Annotated in this window: 17 protein-coding genes; 8 read left to right on the forward strand and 9 right to left on the reverse strand. The window is 68.6% G+C overall.

Features of this window, described 5'->3' with window-relative positions:
* Positions 1-7: 7 nt before the first annotated feature.
* The 4 genes from IU452_RS16440 to IU452_RS16455 form a co-directional block, all read right to left on the reverse strand.
* Entirely contained in the window at positions 8-616 is a 609-nt protein-coding gene (locus IU452_RS16440) for an MspA family porin (RefSeq protein WP_195109936.1), read from the reverse strand.
* 52 nt (positions 617-668) lie between these two features.
* Entirely contained in the window at positions 669-1,661 is a 993-nt protein-coding gene (locus IU452_RS16445; protein WP_324192659.1) for a LacI family DNA-binding transcriptional regulator, read from the reverse strand.
* Between the two features lie 66 nt (positions 1,662-1,727).
* Complete coding sequence (locus IU452_RS16450) at positions 1,728-2,534, reverse strand: methyltransferase domain-containing protein (RefSeq protein WP_195109937.1); 807 nt, start codon at positions 2,532-2,534, stop codon at positions 1,728-1,730.
* 76 nt (positions 2,535-2,610) lie between these two features.
* A complete protein-coding gene (locus tag IU452_RS16455; RefSeq protein ID WP_195109938.1) occupies positions 2,611-2,832 on the reverse strand; it encodes a hypothetical protein in 222 nt (73 codons plus the stop codon).
* Positions 2,833-2,922: 90 nt separating this feature from the next.
* On the opposite strand from IU452_RS16455, the gene IU452_RS16460 reads away from it, so the two are divergent.
* Both IU452_RS16460 and ilvA read left to right on the forward strand, forming a co-directional pair.
* Complete coding sequence (locus IU452_RS16460) at positions 2,923-3,357, forward strand: nitroreductase family deazaflavin-dependent oxidoreductase (protein ID WP_195109939.1); 435 nt, start codon at positions 2,923-2,925, stop codon at positions 3,355-3,357.
* A 147-nt stretch (positions 3,358-3,504) separates the two neighbouring features.
* On the forward strand, positions 3,505-4,860 hold the full coding sequence (ilvA, locus tag IU452_RS16465) for a threonine ammonia-lyase IlvA (protein WP_195109940.1): 1,356 nt from the start codon (positions 3,505-3,507) through the stop codon (positions 4,858-4,860).
* A gap of 16 nt (positions 4,861-4,876) precedes the next feature.
* Here ilvA and IU452_RS16470 read toward each other — a convergent pair whose 3' ends face one another.
* On the reverse strand, positions 4,877-6,127 hold the full coding sequence (locus IU452_RS16470; protein ID WP_195109941.1) for a serine hydrolase domain-containing protein: 1,251 nt from the start codon (positions 6,125-6,127) through the stop codon (positions 4,877-4,879).
* 225 nt (positions 6,128-6,352) lie between these two features.
* Between IU452_RS16470 and IU452_RS16475 the strand changes: the two genes are divergently transcribed.
* On the forward strand, positions 6,353-7,756 hold the full coding sequence (locus IU452_RS16475) for an alpha/beta hydrolase family protein (protein WP_195109942.1): 1,404 nt from the start codon (positions 6,353-6,355) through the stop codon (positions 7,754-7,756).
* On the opposite strand, the gene treZ is transcribed toward IU452_RS16475, so the two are convergent.
* Positions 7,716-9,476, reverse strand: coding sequence for a malto-oligosyltrehalose trehalohydrolase (gene treZ / locus IU452_RS16480; RefSeq protein ID WP_195109943.1), 1,761 nt, complete (start codon positions 9,474-9,476; stop codon positions 7,716-7,718). The genes IU452_RS16475 and treZ overlap by 41 nt on opposite strands.
* A 102-nt stretch (positions 9,477-9,578) precedes the next feature.
* Between treZ and IU452_RS16485 the strand changes: the two genes are divergently transcribed.
* Positions 9,579-10,196 carry a class I SAM-dependent methyltransferase gene (locus IU452_RS16485; RefSeq protein ID WP_195109944.1) on the forward strand — a complete coding sequence of 206 codons (618 nt, stop codon included), beginning with the start codon at positions 9,579-9,581 and terminating at the stop codon, positions 10,194-10,196.
* A gap of 20 nt (positions 10,197-10,216) precedes the next feature.
* Here IU452_RS16485 and IU452_RS16490 read toward each other — a convergent pair whose 3' ends face one another.
* A complete protein-coding gene (locus tag IU452_RS16490) occupies positions 10,217-10,891 on the reverse strand; it encodes a response regulator (RefSeq protein ID WP_195109945.1) in 675 nt (224 codons plus the stop codon).
* Entirely contained in the window at positions 10,873-12,549 is a 1,677-nt protein-coding gene (locus IU452_RS16495) for a sensor histidine kinase (protein ID WP_195110229.1), read from the reverse strand. Before IU452_RS16495 ends, IU452_RS16490 begins: the two co-directional genes overlap by 19 nt.
* 280 nt (positions 12,550-12,829) lie before the next feature.
* Between IU452_RS16495 and IU452_RS16500 the strand changes: the two genes are divergently transcribed.
* From IU452_RS16500 to IU452_RS16510, 3 genes are read left to right on the forward strand one after another with little or no spacing between them, the layout of a single operon-like run.
* The gene (locus IU452_RS16500) at positions 12,830-13,636 is read left to right on the forward strand and encodes an ABC transporter ATP-binding protein (RefSeq protein ID WP_195109946.1); all 807 of its coding nucleotides are present in this window, start codon (positions 12,830-12,832) and stop codon (positions 13,634-13,636) included.
* The gene (locus IU452_RS16505) at positions 13,626-14,531 is read left to right on the forward strand and encodes an ABC transporter permease (protein ID WP_324192660.1); all 906 of its coding nucleotides are present in this window, start codon (positions 13,626-13,628) and stop codon (positions 14,529-14,531) included. The genes IU452_RS16500 and IU452_RS16505 overlap by 11 nt, the downstream gene beginning before the upstream one ends.
* A gap of 2 nt (positions 14,532-14,533) precedes the next feature.
* Complete coding sequence (locus tag IU452_RS16510; protein ID WP_195109948.1) at positions 14,534-15,607, forward strand: ABC transporter substrate-binding protein; 1,074 nt, start codon at positions 14,534-14,536, stop codon at positions 15,605-15,607.
* Here the strand turns inward: IU452_RS16510 and asnB are convergent.
* Positions 15,580-17,424, reverse strand: a complete 1,845-nt coding sequence (gene asnB / locus IU452_RS16515) for an asparagine synthase (glutamine-hydrolyzing) (RefSeq protein WP_195109949.1) — start codon at positions 17,422-17,424, stop codon at positions 15,580-15,582. The genes IU452_RS16510 and asnB overlap by 28 nt on opposite strands.
* A 70-nt stretch (positions 17,425-17,494) precedes the next feature.
* Here asnB and IU452_RS16520 point away from each other — a divergent pair, with 70 nt between their 5' ends.
* The gene (locus IU452_RS16520) at positions 17,495-18,088 is read left to right on the forward strand and encodes a TetR/AcrR family transcriptional regulator (RefSeq protein ID WP_195109950.1); all 594 of its coding nucleotides are present in this window, start codon (positions 17,495-17,497) and stop codon (positions 18,086-18,088) included.
* Positions 18,089-18,129: the final 41 nt, after the last annotated feature.

Below are 18,129 nucleotides of genomic sequence, written 5' to 3' on the forward strand. Positions count from 1 at the left end.
CGGTCGACTACAGCCAGGTGGGATCGCCGAAGACGGCTCCGCTGTCGTCGACATCGGCGGATTTGGCGTAGACGTAGGCGAATTGGCGCAGGGTGACCGGGCCGGTGCACTGGTTGACGGTGAGGTGGAAGTCGCGCATCACGATCTGCACGGTCCGGCCCGGCGCCATCTCCTTCTGGCCGAGCGGAACCTCCTTCACCTCCCCGGCGGCCAGGCTCACCGTCAGCAGCGGCTGCGCCTGCACCTGGGCCTGCGGCAATCCGTTCTGTGTGCCGGGGGTGGTGACGCTGACCTGAGGGTTCAGGCCCAGGGTCGTCCCGCCGATGGAGACCGCGCACCCGACGTGATAGCCGGTCTTCAACACCCCGATGGCGGGACCGTTGATCCGCCCGTAGGAGATGCCGCTGATCAGCGCCTCGCGCGACGTGCCCATCAGATTGAGCGGCGGAATCCGGTTGATGGCCTCGTGCTGGCTGCCCACCGTGAAACTGCCGAAGCTCGAGGCGAAGGTCTTCTCGTGCGGGGACATCATCTCGACCTCTGCCTGCGCGGTCGGCGTGCATGCCAGCGCGAGAGTGAGGGCGAACAGACAGACCTTCCACGCGGCGGACGTCATGAACGCAAACTTTAGTAGCAGACGGCTATTTCCCACGGGACGGACACGCGGTTCACCGCGGTGCGGCCGCACTTTCCCGCACCATTAGCGTCGGCACCACCGGCGGCGGTTCCGGCACCGCGGCACCGGACTCGAGCATGTGCAGCAGCAGTCGCATACAGCGCCGCCCGACCTCGTCGAAGTCCTGGCGCACGGTGGTCAGCGGCGGCGACAGATACGCGGCCTCGGGAATGTCGTCGAAGCCGACCACCGACACCTGTTCGGGCACCCGGATGCCGCGCTCCGCGAACGCCCGCAGCAGCCCGAGCGCCATCTGATCGTTGGCCGCGAACACCGCGGTCACGTCCTGTCGTTCGGACAGAGCCAGCCCGGCCTCGTATCCCGAGCGCGCACTCCAATCGCCGCGCAGCGGCGGCGGCACCGGCGCCGCCGCCGCACGGAGCGTGCGCCGCCATCCCTCCACCCTGTCGCGCGCCTCCAGCCAGCCGTCGGGGCCGGCGACGTGCCACACCGTCCGGTGGCCCAGATCCAGCAGGTGCCGCACCACCAGCCGCGTGCCTTCGAACTGATCCACCGAGGCCGACGGCAGACCCACGCCCTGGCCCGCCTCCACCACCACCGCCGCCAGCGGTGTGGTCAGGCTCTGCAGGGCGGTGGCGGTGTCCTGTTGCGGCGCGATCACGATCACCCCGTCCACGCCCTGATCGGCGAGCCGGTTCACCGCCGCCAGCACGCCGCCCCGGTCGAGCGTCACGATGCTCACCCCGTAATCCGCTGCGCGCGCGGCCCTTTCGATCCCCAGCAGCATGCAGGCCGGACCGTAGAGAATGGTGTCGAAGGTGATCACCCCGAGCACCTTCGACCGTCGGCTGACCAGTCCGCGCGCCATCGCGTTGGGCCGGTAGTCCAGCTCCGCCACGGCCCGCAGCACCCGCTCGCGCGTCTCCGGCCGCACCTGCGGGCTGCCGTTGAGCACTCGCGACACGGTCTGATGCGAGACCCCAGCCAGTGCGGCGACATCGGTCATCCGTGCCCTGTCTGTCACATCCCGCCTTCCGGTGTGCCCCGGAGCCAGGTTAGCGCCCGCCGAAGCGCCCTCGAGCCCAATGCTTTACGACTTGTGCGCCAGCACCGCCGCCAGCGTCACCGCCACGTGGAAGTCGTCGGCGGCGATACCGCGGTCCAGATCGGCGAGGAACCGCTCGCGCTGTGCCGCGCTGATCACCCCGGCGGCGACCGCGCGGCGGCTCAGCTCGACATAGGGGGGCCAGAACTGGTCGGGGTCCCACACCCCCGCCTCGGCGACGACCCGGTCGACGACGCAACCGGCGGCGGCGAGGTGACCGCGCAGGCGCCGTCCGGCCGCGGGGTTCGGGATTCCGGCCAGCATGAAGTCGTGCAAGGCGCGCAACACCATCGGGTCGCCGGGATGCACGATCACGGTGGGCCAATCGGTGTCCACCAACACGACCCGCCCGCCGGGCCGCAGGACTCGCACGATTTCCGCCGTCGCGCCCCGGGGATCCTCGAGATGCTGGTACACACGCTCGCAGCGGATCGCATCGAAACAGGCATCGGGGAACGGCAGCCGATACGCCGAACCGGTGACGAAACGCGTCGCGGGAGTGCGGGCGGCGCGGTCGCGGGCGAGGGCGACCATGCCCGGATTGGGTTCCACCCCGACCGCTTCGCCCGTCGGCCCGACCTGCTCGGCCAGTGCCAGCACCTCGGAACCGGTGCCGCTGCCGACGTCGAGAACCCGCTCACCGGGACGCAGGGCAAGCGCTGACCTGGTCCATTCCCGCAGGTGCGCGATGCCCGGCACCCGGTCCTGCACATCAAGCAGCCATACCTGTTCGTCCAGGCGCCGGGCGTCGGTGTTCTCGTGGAAGGACAGGGCATGCGCGCTGTCGGACATGATTCGCCTCGCAGTACGTCGAGCAAAACGCAGAAAAACCGGCCGACACTACGATTCGCGCAGACCTAGGCGTTTTTCAACGTAACAGGTACCACTGCCGGCGGGCGACGGCAAGTACCCAGCGAAATGTGGCCACCGCGGCGGCGGTGAGCACGGCCACCTGAGGCGATCCGGTGACCAGAAGCAGAACCAGGCAGGTCAGCAGCGCGAGGCCCAGTGCCTCGAGCTTGTACACGGGCCACGCCGTTCCGGCGATATCGACGCTCGCCGGCGGCGGGGTGGGGTCGACCGCTGCCATGGTGTCAGGGTACTCGGATCGCCAAGTTCGGCAAGGCGAACATTTGCCCCCTGAGGGAATATGCGGCGCACGCGGGTTATTGTCAGAAGCATGCCACTCACCGGAGAGTACGAACCCAGCACCTCGGATTGGGCCCGCGAACAGGCCGAGCAGTACGAGGCCTCCAACGGCGCGGAGGCCAACACCATCAAGGGCAAGCCGATCATTCTGCTCACCACGCGCGGCGCGAAGACCGGCAAACTCCGCAAGACCGCGCTGATGCGGGTGGAGCACAACGGCGAGTACGCCGTGGTGGCCTCGCTCGGCGGGGCGCCGAAGCACCCGGTCTGGTACTACAACATCAAGGCCGATCCACATGTCGAGCTGCGCGACGGCGCGGTGGTGAAGGACTACACCGCGCGCGAAGTCTTCGGCGAAGAGAAGGCGCAGTGGTGGGAGCGGGCCGTGGCGGCCTGGCCCGACTATGCCGAATATCAGAAGAAGACCGACCGCCAGATCCCGGTCTTCGTGCTGACACCGCAGTAATCCGATGCCGGTGCCCGGCTTCCAGTGGGCCGGGCACCGCCGTCAGCGGGGAATGCACCGATGCCGCGGCGGCGACACGGGCCGCAGGACCGCCGAACTCGCCGAGTGGAAAGCAGCCGTCGAACGGCTCCCGGATAGCATGTTCGGGTGTCCAACCCGCTTGATGTCGCAGAAAAGGTGTCCGGTCCGTTGCCCGAACTGAGCGCGGACGAGATCGATGCTGCCGCCAAGCGAATTTCGGACATTATCGAGCCGACCCCGCTGCAGCGAGTCGAGCGGTTGTCGGCCCGGTCCGGTGCGAACGTCTACCTCAAGCGCGAGGATCTGACGGCGGTGCGCTCCTACAAGCTGCGGGGCGCCTACAACCTGATCGTGCAGCTGACCGCCGCCGAGCGGGCGGCGGGCGTGGTGACGGCCAGCGCCGGAAATCACGCGCAGGGCGTCGCATTCGCGTGCCGGGCGATGAAGATCAAGGGCCGCATCTACGTGCCGACGACGACGCCGCGGCAGAAGCGTGACCGCATCCGCGCCCACGGCGGCGAATTCGTGCAGTTGATCGCCGTGGGCGACACCTATGACGCCGCGGCCGCGGCGGCCGCCGGGGATGTCTCCCAGACCGGTGCCACGATGGTGCCGCCGTTCGACGATCCGCGCACCGCCGCCGGGCAGGGCACCATCGCCGCCGAAATCCTCGAACAGCTGGGCGGCGCCCCGGATCTGGTGATCGTGCCGGTCGGTGGCGGCGGCTGCCTGGCCGGAATCGGGACGTATCTGCGGGAACGGTCGCCCGCGACGGCGATTCTCGGTGTGGAGCCGTCGGGTGCCGCGTCGATGACGGCGGCGCTGGTGGCCGGGGGGCCGGTGACGCTGCCGGAGATCGATCCGTTCGTCGACGGGGCCGCGGTCCGCCGGGTCGGGGACCTGCCGTACGCGACGGTCGCCGGATTCGGCGGACAGGTGATCTCGCATGCCTCGCTGCCGTTGCTGACGGCCACCGAATCACCCAGGGGCGCAGGCTCTTTCCGCATGATGCAGGTCGACGAGGGTGCGATCTGCACGGCCATGCTGGAGCTGTATCAGAACGAGGGCGTCATCGCCGAACCCGCCGGTGCGCTGGCGGTGGCCGGGCTGGCCGCGGTCCAGGTGGCGCCGGATTCGACGGTGGTGTGCCTGCTGTCGGGCGGCAACAACGATGTGTCCCGCTACGGCGAGGTCATCGAACGCTCGCTGGTGCATCAGGGGCTCAAGCACTACTTCCTGGTGGATTTCCCGCAGGAACCGGGCGCGCTGCGCCGCTTCCTGGACGAGGTGCTGGGGCCCGAGGACGACATCACCCTGTTCGAGTACGTCAAGCGCAACAACCGCGAAACCGGCGCCGCGCTGGTCGGCATCGAACTGGGTAGCCCCGACGGCCTGGAACCCCTCATCAAGCGCATGCACGACTCCCCCATCCAGTGCGAACGCCTCGACCCGGACTCGCCCGCCTACCGCTACCTCACCTGACAGGAGACGGCGGTAGTTAGGCGGCGCGGGGTCGGGCGATGGGGGCGGAGCGGCGGGCGGCTCGGGAGCTGCGGACTACCAGGGGGAGCACCCAGGCGGAAGCCAGTTGGTCCCAGGCGAACTTGTTCAGGGTGAGGCGGTTGTGGACGTAGCCGACCGAGAGGCCCAGGCGGGGTTCGGCCCAGCCGAAGGAACCGCCCAGGCCGATGTGGCCGAAACCGGCGCGGGCCCCGGGGACCGGCAGGGAGTGGTAGCCCAGGTGCCACATCATCGGCACGTAGAACAGGGCGTGGTCGAGTTGGTAGCACTCCACGCGCCGCAGGGCCTTGATGGTGCGGGCCGACAGGTAGGGGCGGCCGTTCACCATTCCGCCGCAGGCCAGCGCGCCGTACATCCTCGCCAGACCGTCGGCGGTGCAGACACCGTTGCCGGCGGCCAGCTCGGTGTCCAGGATCGGCGGCTCGTCACCCTCGAGCAGCGCCTCGAGCCCGGGCAGGAACAGCGCACGGGTCGCGGCACCGGCGGCACCGGGAATGCCGTAGGCACGGCCGAGGAACAGGGCACCCGCGGCCGATCCGGCCAGCGCCAACCGCGACCCCGCCAGAGTGGCGACGGTCGTGGACGCGCCCGCGGCCGGGCGGCCGAGATGAATGCCGTCGATGCCGAGCGGTTCGCACACCTCGGTGCGGATCAGCTCACCCATCCCGCGACCGGTGACGGCGCGGGCCAGCCCGGCCAGCAACCATCCGAAGGTCAGCGCGTGATAGGTCGGACGCCCCAGCAGCCGATCGGGTTTCGCCGCGGCCAGCCGCTGCTCCATCAACTCGTGGTCGAGCACTTCCTCCAGGCCCGCGGCGATCGGCGGCAGCGCGGACAGGCCCGCACGGTGGGTGAGCAACTGCCGCACCGTGATTGTCTCTTTACCGTTGACGCCGAAGTCCGGCCAATAGTCGGCCACCGGAGCGTCGTAGTCGACCAGCCCCCGATCGGCGAGGCGATGGACGACCGTCGCCGCAACGCCTTTCGTCGCCGAAAACACGATGCTGCCGGTCTCGCGCGTCCACGGCTGGGTCGGCGAGGACTGCCCGGTCCAGATCTCGACCAGCGGTTCGCCGTGCCGATGAACCGACAGGGCGCCACCGGCGCCGGGGCGGTTGCCGACCAGTCTGGCGAACGCACGCACCAGCGGTTCGAACCCGGGGGCCGCGTACCCGTCCACGTCGGCGGGTAGATCGGCTCGATCAGAAGAGAAAGCGACGTTGCTCACATCTCCACGGTACGGTCGGGCGATAGCATTCGGCAATGATGTTGTCCGAGCGGTGATTTCCGCGTAACAGTGATCGGCATCGGCGTCGCCGGTGATCTCGCCACCGCCGGACGGTCCCCGCACACGGCTCCGACACGCCGTGATCTGCAAGGAGGGAGCGGAATCCGACCACCGAGTCGGTGCGAAGTCGCCGCCCCGGCGACGACCGGATGGATACGCTGGGTTATGGGATCGTTGCGTTCGGTGGCCGTCGTGGTATTTCTTCTCGCCCTGGTCGCGGGCTGCGCGAAATCGGAGCCACCGCAAGCGACACCGACGACGACACCGGCAGACCACTCGCTGGTCGGCGACTGGACCGGCGTCCTTCCGCTGCCGGATCAGGAACTGCCGCTGGGGCTGAGCTTCACCGCCGACGGCGGCACCTTCACCGTGCCGAAGCAGGGCATCTACGACAGACCCCTGGCCCAGCTGTCGACGAAACCGGAGGATGTGCAATTCGCCGTCCCCGGCCTGCCCGGCGCCGCCAACTTCCACGGCACCTACGACCGCGGCAACGACACCATCACCGGAACGTTCAGCCAGGGCGGCCACAACTGGCCGCTGACGCTGAAACGTGGAGAGGTGCCCGCACCGCCACGCCCGCAGGAGCCGAAGCCACCGTGGCCGTACAGGTCCGAGGACGTGAGCTACCGCAGCGGCGCCCTCACCGTCGCGGGCACGCTGACAGTGCCGGACGCGCCCGGCCCGTATCCCGCGGTCGTGTTGATCACCGGCAGTGGTCCCCAGGATCGCAACGAGGAACTGCTCGGCCACAAGCCGTTCCTGCTGCTGGCCGACACCCTCACCAAGGCCGGATACGCGGTGCTGCGCACCGACGATCGCGGCGTGGGCGGCACCGGAGGCAAGCTGGCCCACGCCAGCTACACGGAGCTGGCAGGCGATGTCACGGCCGGGCTGGACTATCTGCGCAGCCGCGCCGATATCGATCGGAACCGCATCGGGCTGCTCGGCCACAGCGAAGGCGGGTATATCGCACCGCTGGTGGCGTCGCGCCCGGACAGCGGCGTGGCATTCGTGATCATGATGGCCGGACCGGCCGCACCGGGTTCGGATGTGCTGGTCGAGCAGAATTGGCAGATCCTGGCCGCGCAGCAGGCGAGTCCGGAGAAGAAGCGCAAGCAGATCGAATTCGCCAGCACGGTGGCCACATTGGCGCGCAGCGGCAATCCGGAACAGGTGCGGCAGTTTCTGCTCCAGCACAATGCGTCGGTGCCGACGGATGAACAGATGTCGCCCGAGGCGATCGACTTCTACACCTCGCCGTACTTCGCCGCATTCCTCGGCTACGACCCCGCCCCGGCGCTGCGGGCGCTGCGCATGCCCGTGCTCGCCTTCTACGGCGCCAAGGATCTTCAGGTGCCGCCCGAGCAGAGCGAACCACTGGCCCGCCAGGCCCTCGCCGAGAATCCGGACGCGGACGTCCACGTCTTCGACGGCCTCAACCATCTGATGCAACCGGCGGGCACCGGCCTGCTCGAGGAGTATGCGGCGATCGAAACCACCATCGCCCCCGAAGTTTTGACCTACATCACCGACTGGTTGACCAAGCGCGTTCCCCCGGCTCGGTAACGCTGTCGAGGACGACGAAGCCGTGCCCCGGGACCGTGGTGTGCGTCGCCGTTCGGTCGACCGGATCCCACGCCAGCAGCGGCCGTCCGGTCAGCGCGACCGTGACCGGGACGGCCGACAGGTTGCAGATCAGATGGATGCGGTTGCGGTGCAGGATGATCCAGCGCTGGCCCTCGTCGTATTCGATGTGCAGAAGATCCAGACGGGGGTCGGTGATGTCCGCGTGGGTGCGGCGCAGAGTGAGCAGGTCTCGATAGCACCGCAGCAGGCGGGCGTGGGCGGGTTTCGACGGCTCGGCCCAGTCGAGCGTGGAGCGGTCGAAGGTGGCGGGATCCTGCGGGTCGGGAATGTCGGCGGCGGGCCAGCCGTGGTCGGCGAATTCGGTCTTGCGGCCCTGCGCGACGGCGGCGGCCAGGTCGGGTTCGGGATGGGAGGTGAAGAACTGGAACGGGGTGCGAGCGCCCCACTCCTCGCCCATGAACAGCATCGGCGTGTACGGCGACAGCAGCACCAGGGCCGCCTTGATCGCCAGCTGCCCGTCGGTGAGGTAGGCACTGGGCCGGTCGCCGAGGGCACGGTTGCCGATCTGGTCGTGGGTGCAGGTGTAGGCGAGCAGGGAACTGGCCGGAGTGGTCCGGGTGTCCAAGGGGCGCCCGTGGATACGGCCACGGAAGCTGGAATAGGTTGCGGCGTGAAAGAATCCGTGCCGCAAGGTATCGGCGAGGCAGCGCAGTGACCCGAAATCGGCGTAGTAGCCCTGCCTTTCGCCGGATACTGCGGTGTGAATGGCGTGGTGCAGGTCGTCGTTCCACTGGCCGTGCAGGCCGTAGCCACCGGCGGCGCGCGGGGTGATCAGGCGGGGGTCGTTGAGATCGCTTTCGGCGATGAGGGTGAGGGGGCGGCCCAGATGTGCGGAGAGGCTTTCGGTTTCGACCGCGAGCTCCTCCAGCAGCGGGATGGCGCGACGGTCGTCGAGCGCGTGGACGGCATCCAAACGCAGTGCGTCGATGTGGAAGTCGCGGAACCAGCGCAGGGCGTTGTCGATGATGAAGCGACGCACCTCGTCCGACCCGGGTCCGTCCAGGTTGAGGCTCTGCCCCCAGCTGTTGCGGCCCTCGCTCAGATACGGGCCGAACCGGGGCAGATAGTTTCCCGACGGGCCGAGGTGGTTGTAGACAACGTCGAGCGCCACGGCCAGCCCCCGGCCGTGGCAGGCGTTCACGAAGCGCTGCAGCCCGTCCGGGCCGCCGTAGGGTTCGTGCACGGCGTACCAGAGCACCCCGTCGTATCCCCAGTTCCACACGCCGTTGAAGGCATTGACGGGCATCAGCTCCACCGTCGTGACACCGAGGTCGACCAGGTGATCCAGGCGCCGGATCGCCGCGTCGAAGGTGCCCTCGGGAGTGAAGGTGCCCACGTGCAGTTCGTAGATCACCGAGCCGGGCAGCTGCCGCCCGGTCCACGCCGCATCCGTCCATCCCCGCTGATCCAGCGCATGGACCGCAGACCTGCCGTGCACCCCGTCCGGCTGCCGCGGCGACCGCGGATCCGGCAATACCACCGCATCGTCGTCGAGCAGAAACCCATACCGCGACCCCACCCCGGCCTCGACATCCGCCCGCCACCAGCCCCCGTCCCCCGGCTCCATCGCAGACACCTCACCGTCCACCTCGACCCGCACCAGCCCCGCCTGCGGCGCCCACACCTCGAACCCGGTCACGGCCCCCAGCATCCCACGCCCCGGCCGATCCCCCGCACCACGCGGCCCGAATGGGGGCTTTCCCGGAGGGCGCGGGGGAGGTGGGGGTGGCACAGTGAAGGCGTGGGTATCTACAGCGAACAGGTGCTGCCGCGGATCGTCGATCTGACGTGCGGTTTGAAGAGCAACGAGGACAAGCGGCGGCGGGTGTGCGCGGGACTGCACGGGCGAGTCGTCGAGATCGGTTTCGGGTCCGGTCGCAATGTTCCCTTCTATCCGACGACGGTGGCCTCGGTCAGCGCGGTGGAACCGGCCGATCTGGGCTGGAAGCTGGCGGCACCGCGGCTGGCGAAGGCGGCGGTTCCGGTGGACCGGGCGGGCCTGGACGGGGAATCGCTGCCGTTCGAGGACGACAGTTTCGACAGCGCACTGTCGACGTGGACCCTGTGCACGATTCCCGATGTCGACACCGCGCTGCGCGAGGTTCGCCGCGTGCTGGTCCCCGGCGGCACCCTGCATTTCGTGGAGCACGGCCTGGCACCCGACACCGAGGTGCAGAAGTGGCAACATCGGCTCAATCCCGTCCAGAAGACCTTCTTCGGCGGCTGCCACCTCGATCGCGATATCCGCTCGCTGCTCGAGCGCGCCGGATTCGAGATCCGCGACTGCGAGCGTTTCTACGAGCCGCCGGCCCCGAAATTCCTTGCCGCCCAATCGCTCGGGGTCGCCGTCGCGACGTAGACCGGGCACCTTCCATATCGCTACCCCTGACCCGGTAGCGCCGAATACTCCTGTTCCGGGCGGCCGGTGCTGCCGTAGCGCAGCTGCATGCGCAGGGCGCCGGAGCCCACGAGGGTGGCCAGGTAGCGCTGGGCGGTGGCGCGGGAGACGCCGGTGAGTGCGGAGACCTCGGCGGCCGACAGGGGGGTCGATGAGGCGCGCACGGCCTGCAGGACCAGGTCCCTGGTCGGTGAGGCGGGGGCGGGTGCCGAGCCGGAGACGCCGAATGGGCGCAATGCCTCGACGGCCGCGTCGATGTCGCGGGCGGTGACCACCGAGGTCGACAGGAGGCGGCGGTAGCGGGCATAACCGGCCAGCCGGGTCGCCAGCGCCGTGTGGTCGAACGGTTTCACCAGGTAGCCGAGTGCGCCCGCGGACAAGGCCGCGCGCACGGTGTCGGCCTCGGTGGCGGCCGTGAGCATCATGGCGTCGAAACGGATTTCGCGAACCAGGTCGATACCCGACCCGTCGGGCAGGTACACATCGATCAACGCCAGGTCGAAGGAGGCGTCCACGATCGCCGACCGTGCCGCGGACAGCGTGTTCACCGTGGCGGCGACCGCGAAACCCGGTACGGCCGAGACGATTCCGGCGTGCAGGTTCGCCACGCGGAAATCGTCGTCGACGACCAGAACGTTCAAATCGGCTGTGCCCATACCGTTTCTCCCTCCACCAGCACCCCCGGCAACCGCGCGATGAACTCCGCACCGCCCAGCGCGGTCTCCCCGCCACCCGGATGCGACAGCACCACATCCCCGCCCAACGCCCGCGCCACCTGCCGCGACAACGCCAACCCCACCCCGCGCCCGCCGGGCACCCCATTGTCCGGCCGCGTCGAAACACCTTCGGCGAATACCGAATCCACGACATCCGCCCGCACCCCGGCCCCGCTGTCGGCCACGGTGATATGCAGCGTCGACCCTTCCTGAACCAGCTCCACCTCCACCTGTTTGCCGACACCCTCCGGCTGTCTGTCGGCCGTCCGAGCGGCCTCTATCGCGTTGTCGAGCAGATTGCCCAGTACCGTCGTAACCTCCACGGGGGCGGCGAGATTCGCGTCCGCCCAGGTGTTGGGGCCCAGGCGCAGGTGCACACCGCTTTCGCGGGCGTGTGCGGCCTTGGCGGCGAGGAAGGCCTGGAGGTAGGGATCGCGGATGGCGTCCATGCCGGGCAGGGCCGCGCCGAGCGGGCCGGAGCCGAGCAGCTCGTCGATGTATTGCGAGGCCTCCTCGGGGCGGCCGCCGTGCAGCAGACCGCTGAGCAGGTGCAGGCGGTTGGCGAATTCGTGGCGTTGCGCTCGCAGCACCGTACTCATCGAGCGCACGGCATCGAGTTGGCGGGTCAGCGATTCCACGTCGGTGCGGTCGCGCACGCTCAGCACCGCGCCGAGGGGGCGTCCCTCGCGGCTGACCATCCGGGCGGTGACGACGACCAAGCGGTCGCCGACCGCGGCGGGTACGGGTTGTCCGTCCGCGGCGCGGAATACCGCCGAAACCCTGGGCGTGAGGCCGATCTCGTCGACCGGTCGTCCGCTGGTGGCCTCGATGCCGAGCAATCGGCACGCCTCGTCGTTGACGACGGTGACGTGCCAGCGGTTGTCCACCGCGACCACGCCCTCGCCGATGCCGTGCAGCACCACCGCTTGCTCACGCACCAATTCCGCCAGCTCCGACGGTTCCAGGCCGAGCGTCAGGCCGTGCCAGCGCCGGGCCAGCAGCAGCGAACCCGCCACACCGGCCAGCAGCGCGACCCCGGCGAACACCGCCGCCCGCCGCAGGTCCCGCAGTAGCTGCTCGTGGACGGCGGCGGTCGATATCCCGACGCTGACCTCCCCCGCCACCCGCTCACCGTCGGGCTGCAGCACCGGCACCTTCGCCCGCACGGATTCACCGAGGGTGCCGTGCTCCTGGACGACGACCTCCGACCCGGCCAGCGCCGCCGACGGATCGGTGCTGACCTTCTCCCCCAGCCGCTGAATGTCCGGATGCGCCAACCGGATACCGGCGTCGTCGGTGATGACGACATACAGCGCACCGGTCCGCAGCCGAGTCTGCTCGGCAATGCGCTCGAGCTGCCCGGCGGCCAATTCCTGTTCCAGTTCGGGGCCGACCGGCGCGATTGCCGCCGAATAACGGGCCGCCTCGGCCCGGACCGCCGGATCGGCAGCGACCGTGCGCGCGATCGCCAGCGCCCGCTGGCCGTATTCCCCGGACAGCCGCTGCTCACTCACATACGCGAATACGCCGAACGCGATACCCAGGGTCAGCGCGACAAGCACGACCTGCAGCAACACGATCTGCGTCCGCAGCCGCACCCCGCGGCCGAACACCCTCATCGCGACAATTTCTATCACCGTGCGCAGAATGATCACAACGCCCATCGCTCGTTGCGCGTCGTATGCCTCTCCCGGTCCCAGCATGCCCACTTCGTCGGTCCCGGCGTGCATCTGGCCGAACTCTGAGCAGAATGCGCAGAACGGGCGGATTGCGGGTTGCGGGGGTTGTGCGCACAAGGGGGTGGGTGTGAGCGGGGGCACTTATGGTCGGTCCACGGGTTGCGCTCACGTGGCGCGGCGTCGAGTTTCAGGAGCTGGCATGACCGATCCACTCATCGAGTTGCGGGGAGCGACCAAACGCTTTCCCGGCTCCGGCGGTGGTATCCACACCGCGGTGCGAAATCTTTACTTCACTGTCGCCCCAGGCGAATTCGTCGCGGTGGTCGGGCCCACCGGGTGCGGCAAGTCGACGACACTGTCGCTGGTGTCGGGGCTGGAGAAGACCTCCGCCGGGCGAACCCTGGTGCGCGGCAAGGATGTCGACGGCATCCCGGAGGGCATCGGCTACATGTTCCAGCAGGACGCGGTGCTGCCGTGGCGCACGGTGCTCGACAATGTCGCACTCGGACCGCGGTTTCAGGGCGTGTCGAAGGCGCAGGCGCGCGAACGGGCCGCCGAATGGGTGCGCACGGTGGGACTGGCCGGGTTCGAGAAGTACTACCCGCATCAGCTGTCCGGCGGCATGCGCAAACGCGTCGCCCTGGCGCAGACCCTGGTGAACGAGCCCGAAATCATGCTCATGGACGAGCCGTTCAGCGCGCTGGACGTGCAGACCCGCCAGCTCATGCAGGATGAGTTGCTGCGGGTGTGGTCGGGAACCGGTGCGGCCGTCATATTCGTGACCCACGATCTGGAGGAGGCCATCGCACTCGCCGATCGCGTGGTGGTGATGACCGCGAGCCCGGCCACCGTCTGCGGCGATTTCCGGGTGACCCTGGACCGGCCCCGCAATGTGGAGGAGGTCCGGCTCACCGAGGAATTCCGCCGGCTCTACGCCGAGATCTGGGGCACGCTGCGCGACCAGGTCGAGGCCGCCCGCGCGAAGGGAGCCGACCGTGTCGCATGAGACCATCGCATCGCCCGGCGCCATCGAGCGAATCGCCACTGCCACACCCGAAGTCGAGGCCGAGACCGAGGAGCAGATCCTCGCCCGGGCTCGCACCCATGCACGACGGGCGACGCTGCGCACCTGGAGCCTGCGCGCCCTGCTGGTGGTGCTGTGGCTGGGATCGTGGGAACTGACCGCCACCCTGTGGATCGATCCGTTCGTCTACTCCAAGCCGTCGCGAATCTGGTCCCGGCTGGTCGAATGGTTCACCCAGGGAACGCAGATCGGCTCGATCTGGCTGCAGATCTTCACCACCGTCGAGGAGGCGGTGCTGGGCTTCGTGATCGGCAGCATCGCCGGTGTCGTGCTGGGGGTGTTGCTGGGCCGCAACCATTACTGGGCGCAGGTGCTGGCGCCGTTCATCAAGGCGCTCAACGCCGTTCCGCGCATCGTGCTGGCGGTGCTGTTCCTGGTGTGGTTCGGCATGGGACTGCAGTCGAAGGTCGCCACGGTGATCGTGCTGGTCTTCTTCGCGGTGTTCTTCAATGCCTTCAGCGGTGCCCGCGAGGTGGACGGCCATATCATCGACAATGCGCGCATCCTCGGCGCGGGACGCTGGCAGGTGCTGTCGCAGATCGTCCTGCCGAGCGCGACCACCTGGATCCTGTCCAGCCTGCACACGGCCTTCGGCTTCGCGCTGATCGGCGCGGTGGTCGGCGAATACGCCGGTGCCAGTAAGGGATTGGGCTTACTGATCTCCAACGCGCAGGGCACATTCGACTCCGCGGGCATCTATGCCGGGATGATCATCATCACGGTAGTGGCGCTGCTGGCGGAATCGGCGATCGGCTTCGCCGAGAACCGGCTGCTGAAATGGCGTCCGTCCCAGGCGCAGTCGGCGCGCGAGGTGTGACGATGAAGTATCGCAAACACCTCGCCGTGATCCTGGTGGCCGTCTGTTCGCTGCTGCTGGTCACCGGCTGCCGTGACACCCGGCGCATCCCGATGGCCAACGGGCGCCCGCAGATCACCATTGTCGTGGGCGGTCTGGAGAAGGTGATCTACCTGCCCGCCATGCTCGCGCAGCGGCTGGGTGCCTTCGCCCGCAACGATATCGACGTCAAGTTGGTCGGTGACCAATCCGGCGCCAGCGCCGAACTGTCGCTGCTGACCGGGGATGCGCAGGGTGTGGTCGGGTTCTACGACCACACCATCGACCTGCAGGCCAAGGACCAGTGCCTGCGCACCGTGGTGCAGCTGGCCGACGTGCCCGGCGAGGTGGAGCTGGTGTCGAAGGCGCAGGCGGACACCATCTCCGGACCCGGCGACTTCCGTGGCAAGAAGCTGGGCGTGACCTCGCTGGGATCGTCCACCGACTTCCTCACTCAGGCCCTGGCCGGGCAGGCCGGACTGACCACCGAGGACTATGACCGAGTGAAAGCCGGTGCGGGACAATCGTTCATCGCGGCAATGAACCATGGCGGCATCGACGCGGGCATGACCACCGACCCGACCGTCGCCCAGATGATCAGAACCGGTGAGGCGAAGGTGCTGGTGGATATGCGTACCGAGGCCGGAACCCGCGCCGCCCTGGGCGGGCTGTATCCCGCGTCGTCGCTGTACATGCGCTGCGACATGGTCGAATCGCATCCGGATATCGTGCAGAAGCTGGTCAACGCGTTCGTGCAGACGCTGCAGTGGATCAAGGCCCACACGCCCGAGGAGATCGCCGCGCAGATGCCCCCGCAGTACGCCGCGGGCGGCAAGGACCTGTACGTGCAGTCCATCCGCGACTCGATCGGCATGTTCAACGGCGACGGCCTGATGAAACCCGAAGGCGCCCAGAACGTTCTGAACATCCTCGGCCAGTACTCCCGCGCGGTGAAACCCGTCCGCGACCACATCGAACTGGAGCAGACCTACACCAACGAGTTCGCCCAGAAGGCGCAAACGACCTCAGGTCAGGCCCTCGGTAGCTCGGGTTCGTAGTGGTCGAGCCAGATGACGAGGTCGAGGAACTGTTCCAGGCCGATCCGGTCGGGGAGGTCGATGGCCTCGGCCGGGCGGGTGGAGAGTTTCGCGATGACGTCGGGGTCGATGATGTCGAATACCCGGTGGGTGGGGCGGTCGGCCGAGATCTGCGCCGATTGTTCCTGCAGGGCAATCACATACGCGCGGTCCTGGGCCAGCGGGTAGTGCACCTTCACCCGTTCGACCACCGACTTCGGGAGCAGGTCGGTGGTGGCCGCGCGCAGCAGGCTCTTTTCCCGGCCGTCGAACGCGCGCATCGACCACGGCACGTTGTAGACGTATTCGATGAGCCGGTGATCGCAGTAGGGCACCCGGACCTCCAATCCGGTCGCCATGCTGAGCCGGTCCTTGCGGTCCAGCATCGCCCGCAGGAATCGGGTCAGATGCAGATAGGACAGCTGCCGCATCCGCGTGTCGAGTTCGCTGTCCCCCGGCACCGGCTCCACCGGTGCGATCGCCTCCCGATATTTGTCCTGCACATAGGTTTCCAGATCGAGTTCGCGCACCAGCTCGGGCCGCAGCTGTCCCGTGCGCCGGGTCAGCTCCTTCGGCATGGCCGCCTGCCAGGGGAAGGTGTCGGCGTCGCGCATGCTCGGCTCGTGGAACCAGCGGTAGCCGGCGAAGATCTCGTCGGCGGATTCGCCCGACAGCGCGACCGTGGACTGCTCCCGCACCGCCCGCGACAGCAGATACAGCGAGGCGTCGCTGTCGCCGAAGCCGAACGGCAGATCCCGCGCGGCCACCACGGCCGCGCGCACCTGCGGCGAGGCCAGGGTCGCCACGTCGATGGTGAGCGTGCTCATCCGGGCGCCGACGTGCCGCGCCACCTCCTGCGCGAACGGGGAATCGGGTGTCTGCCGCCAGTCGTCGGCGACGAAATTCTCTGCCTGGTCGACGAAGTCGACGGTGAAGCTGCGCACCGATTCCCCGTCGGCGGCCAGCCGTGCCGCCGCCAAGGCGGTGATGGCCGAGGAGTCCAGTCCGCCCGACAGCAGCGTGCACAGCGGCACATCGGCGACCAATTGCCCGGCGATGCTGTCCTCGAGCAGTTCCCGCACGGTGGCGATGGTGGCCGGTAGGTCCTCGGTGTGTTCTGCCGTGCTCAGCTCCCAGTAGCGGCGGCGACGAACTCCCGAGCGCGTCACGGTGACCACGGTGCCCGGGTCGACCTGCCCCATGCCGTCCCACACCGCGGTCCGGCAGTCGGCCAGCATGGTGAACAGTTCCCGCAGACCGTCGAGTCCGAGGCGCGGACGAGCGAGCGGATTGGCCAGTATCGCTTTGGGTTCCGATCCGAACAGCACCCCGTCCGGCGTGCGCCACAGGTACAGCGGTTTGATGCCCAGCCGGTCGCGGATCAGCACCAGGCGCTCGTCCCGGGCGTCCCAGATCGCGAAGGCCGACATCCCGACCAGGCGTTCGGCCACCGCGTCACCCCACTCCAGGTAGCCGCGCAGCACGACCTCGGTGTCGGAGCGGCTGCGGAAGCGGTGGCCGCGCGCCGCCAATTCGGCACGCAGCTCGGTGAAGTTGTAGGTCTCCCCCGAATAGACCAGTGTCACAGGGCCGTTCGGGGTCTCGACGGTCATCGGCTGTGCGCCGCCCGCGATGTCGATAACGGCCAGCCGCCGGTGTCCCAGCGCGGCATGACCCTCGATCCACACCCCGCCGTCGTCGGGGCCGCGCCGGGCCATGGTGGCGGTCATTGCCTCCACGATCCCGCGTTCCTCGGTCAGATCTCGGTCGAAGGATACCCATCCGGTGATTCCACACATACTTCCAGTTTGTTGCCTCTCTAAAATTAGTGAAACTATAAGTTTGTAGCGCCCGTAGTAGAGTCCCGGTATGGGAGATGGCGAGATCGGCCTGCGGGAACGCAAGAAGGAACGCACCCGCCGCGCCCTCTTGCGCGCGGCCTATCGGCTGTTCGAGGAGAAGGGCTACGACCGGACCACGACGAGCGAGATCGCACATGCGGCGGAGGTGTCGCCGGGCACCTTCTTCAACTACTTCGGGACGAAGGAGGAGTTGGTCTTCGGGGATCGCTCCGAGGTGATCGGGGCCGGGTTGCGGGTGCTGGCGCGACGGGAGCCCGGCGACGCGCCGGCCGATGCGCTCTTGCGAGCGTTCGATGCCATGCAGGAGGTGACCCGTCTCGACGATCCCGAGGACGAATTCGAGCAGAATCGGGCCCGGCTGCTGTTCACGGTGCCGACCCTGTACGGCGCCATGCTGCAGCGCACCTTCGCCGCACAGGAGCGCATGACCGCCGCACTGCGCGAGAGCTTTCCGCATCTGGACGAGACGACCGCGGCGGCGATGGTCGGCGCGTTCATCGGTGCCGCCATTTCCGCCGTGCGTGCCGCGGCACTGCGCGGAGACCCCCTCACCGAGGCGCTGGTGGCGGCAATTCGCTTGGTGGGCGACAACTTTCGCTGAGATGACGACCGCCCGGCCCGCGACGTGCGGGCCGGGCGGTT

The sequence above is a fragment of the Nocardia transvalensis genome (assembly GCF_015477765.1).
Taxonomy (GTDB): domain Bacteria; phylum Actinomycetota; class Actinomycetes; order Mycobacteriales; family Mycobacteriaceae; genus Nocardia; species Nocardia transvalensis_A.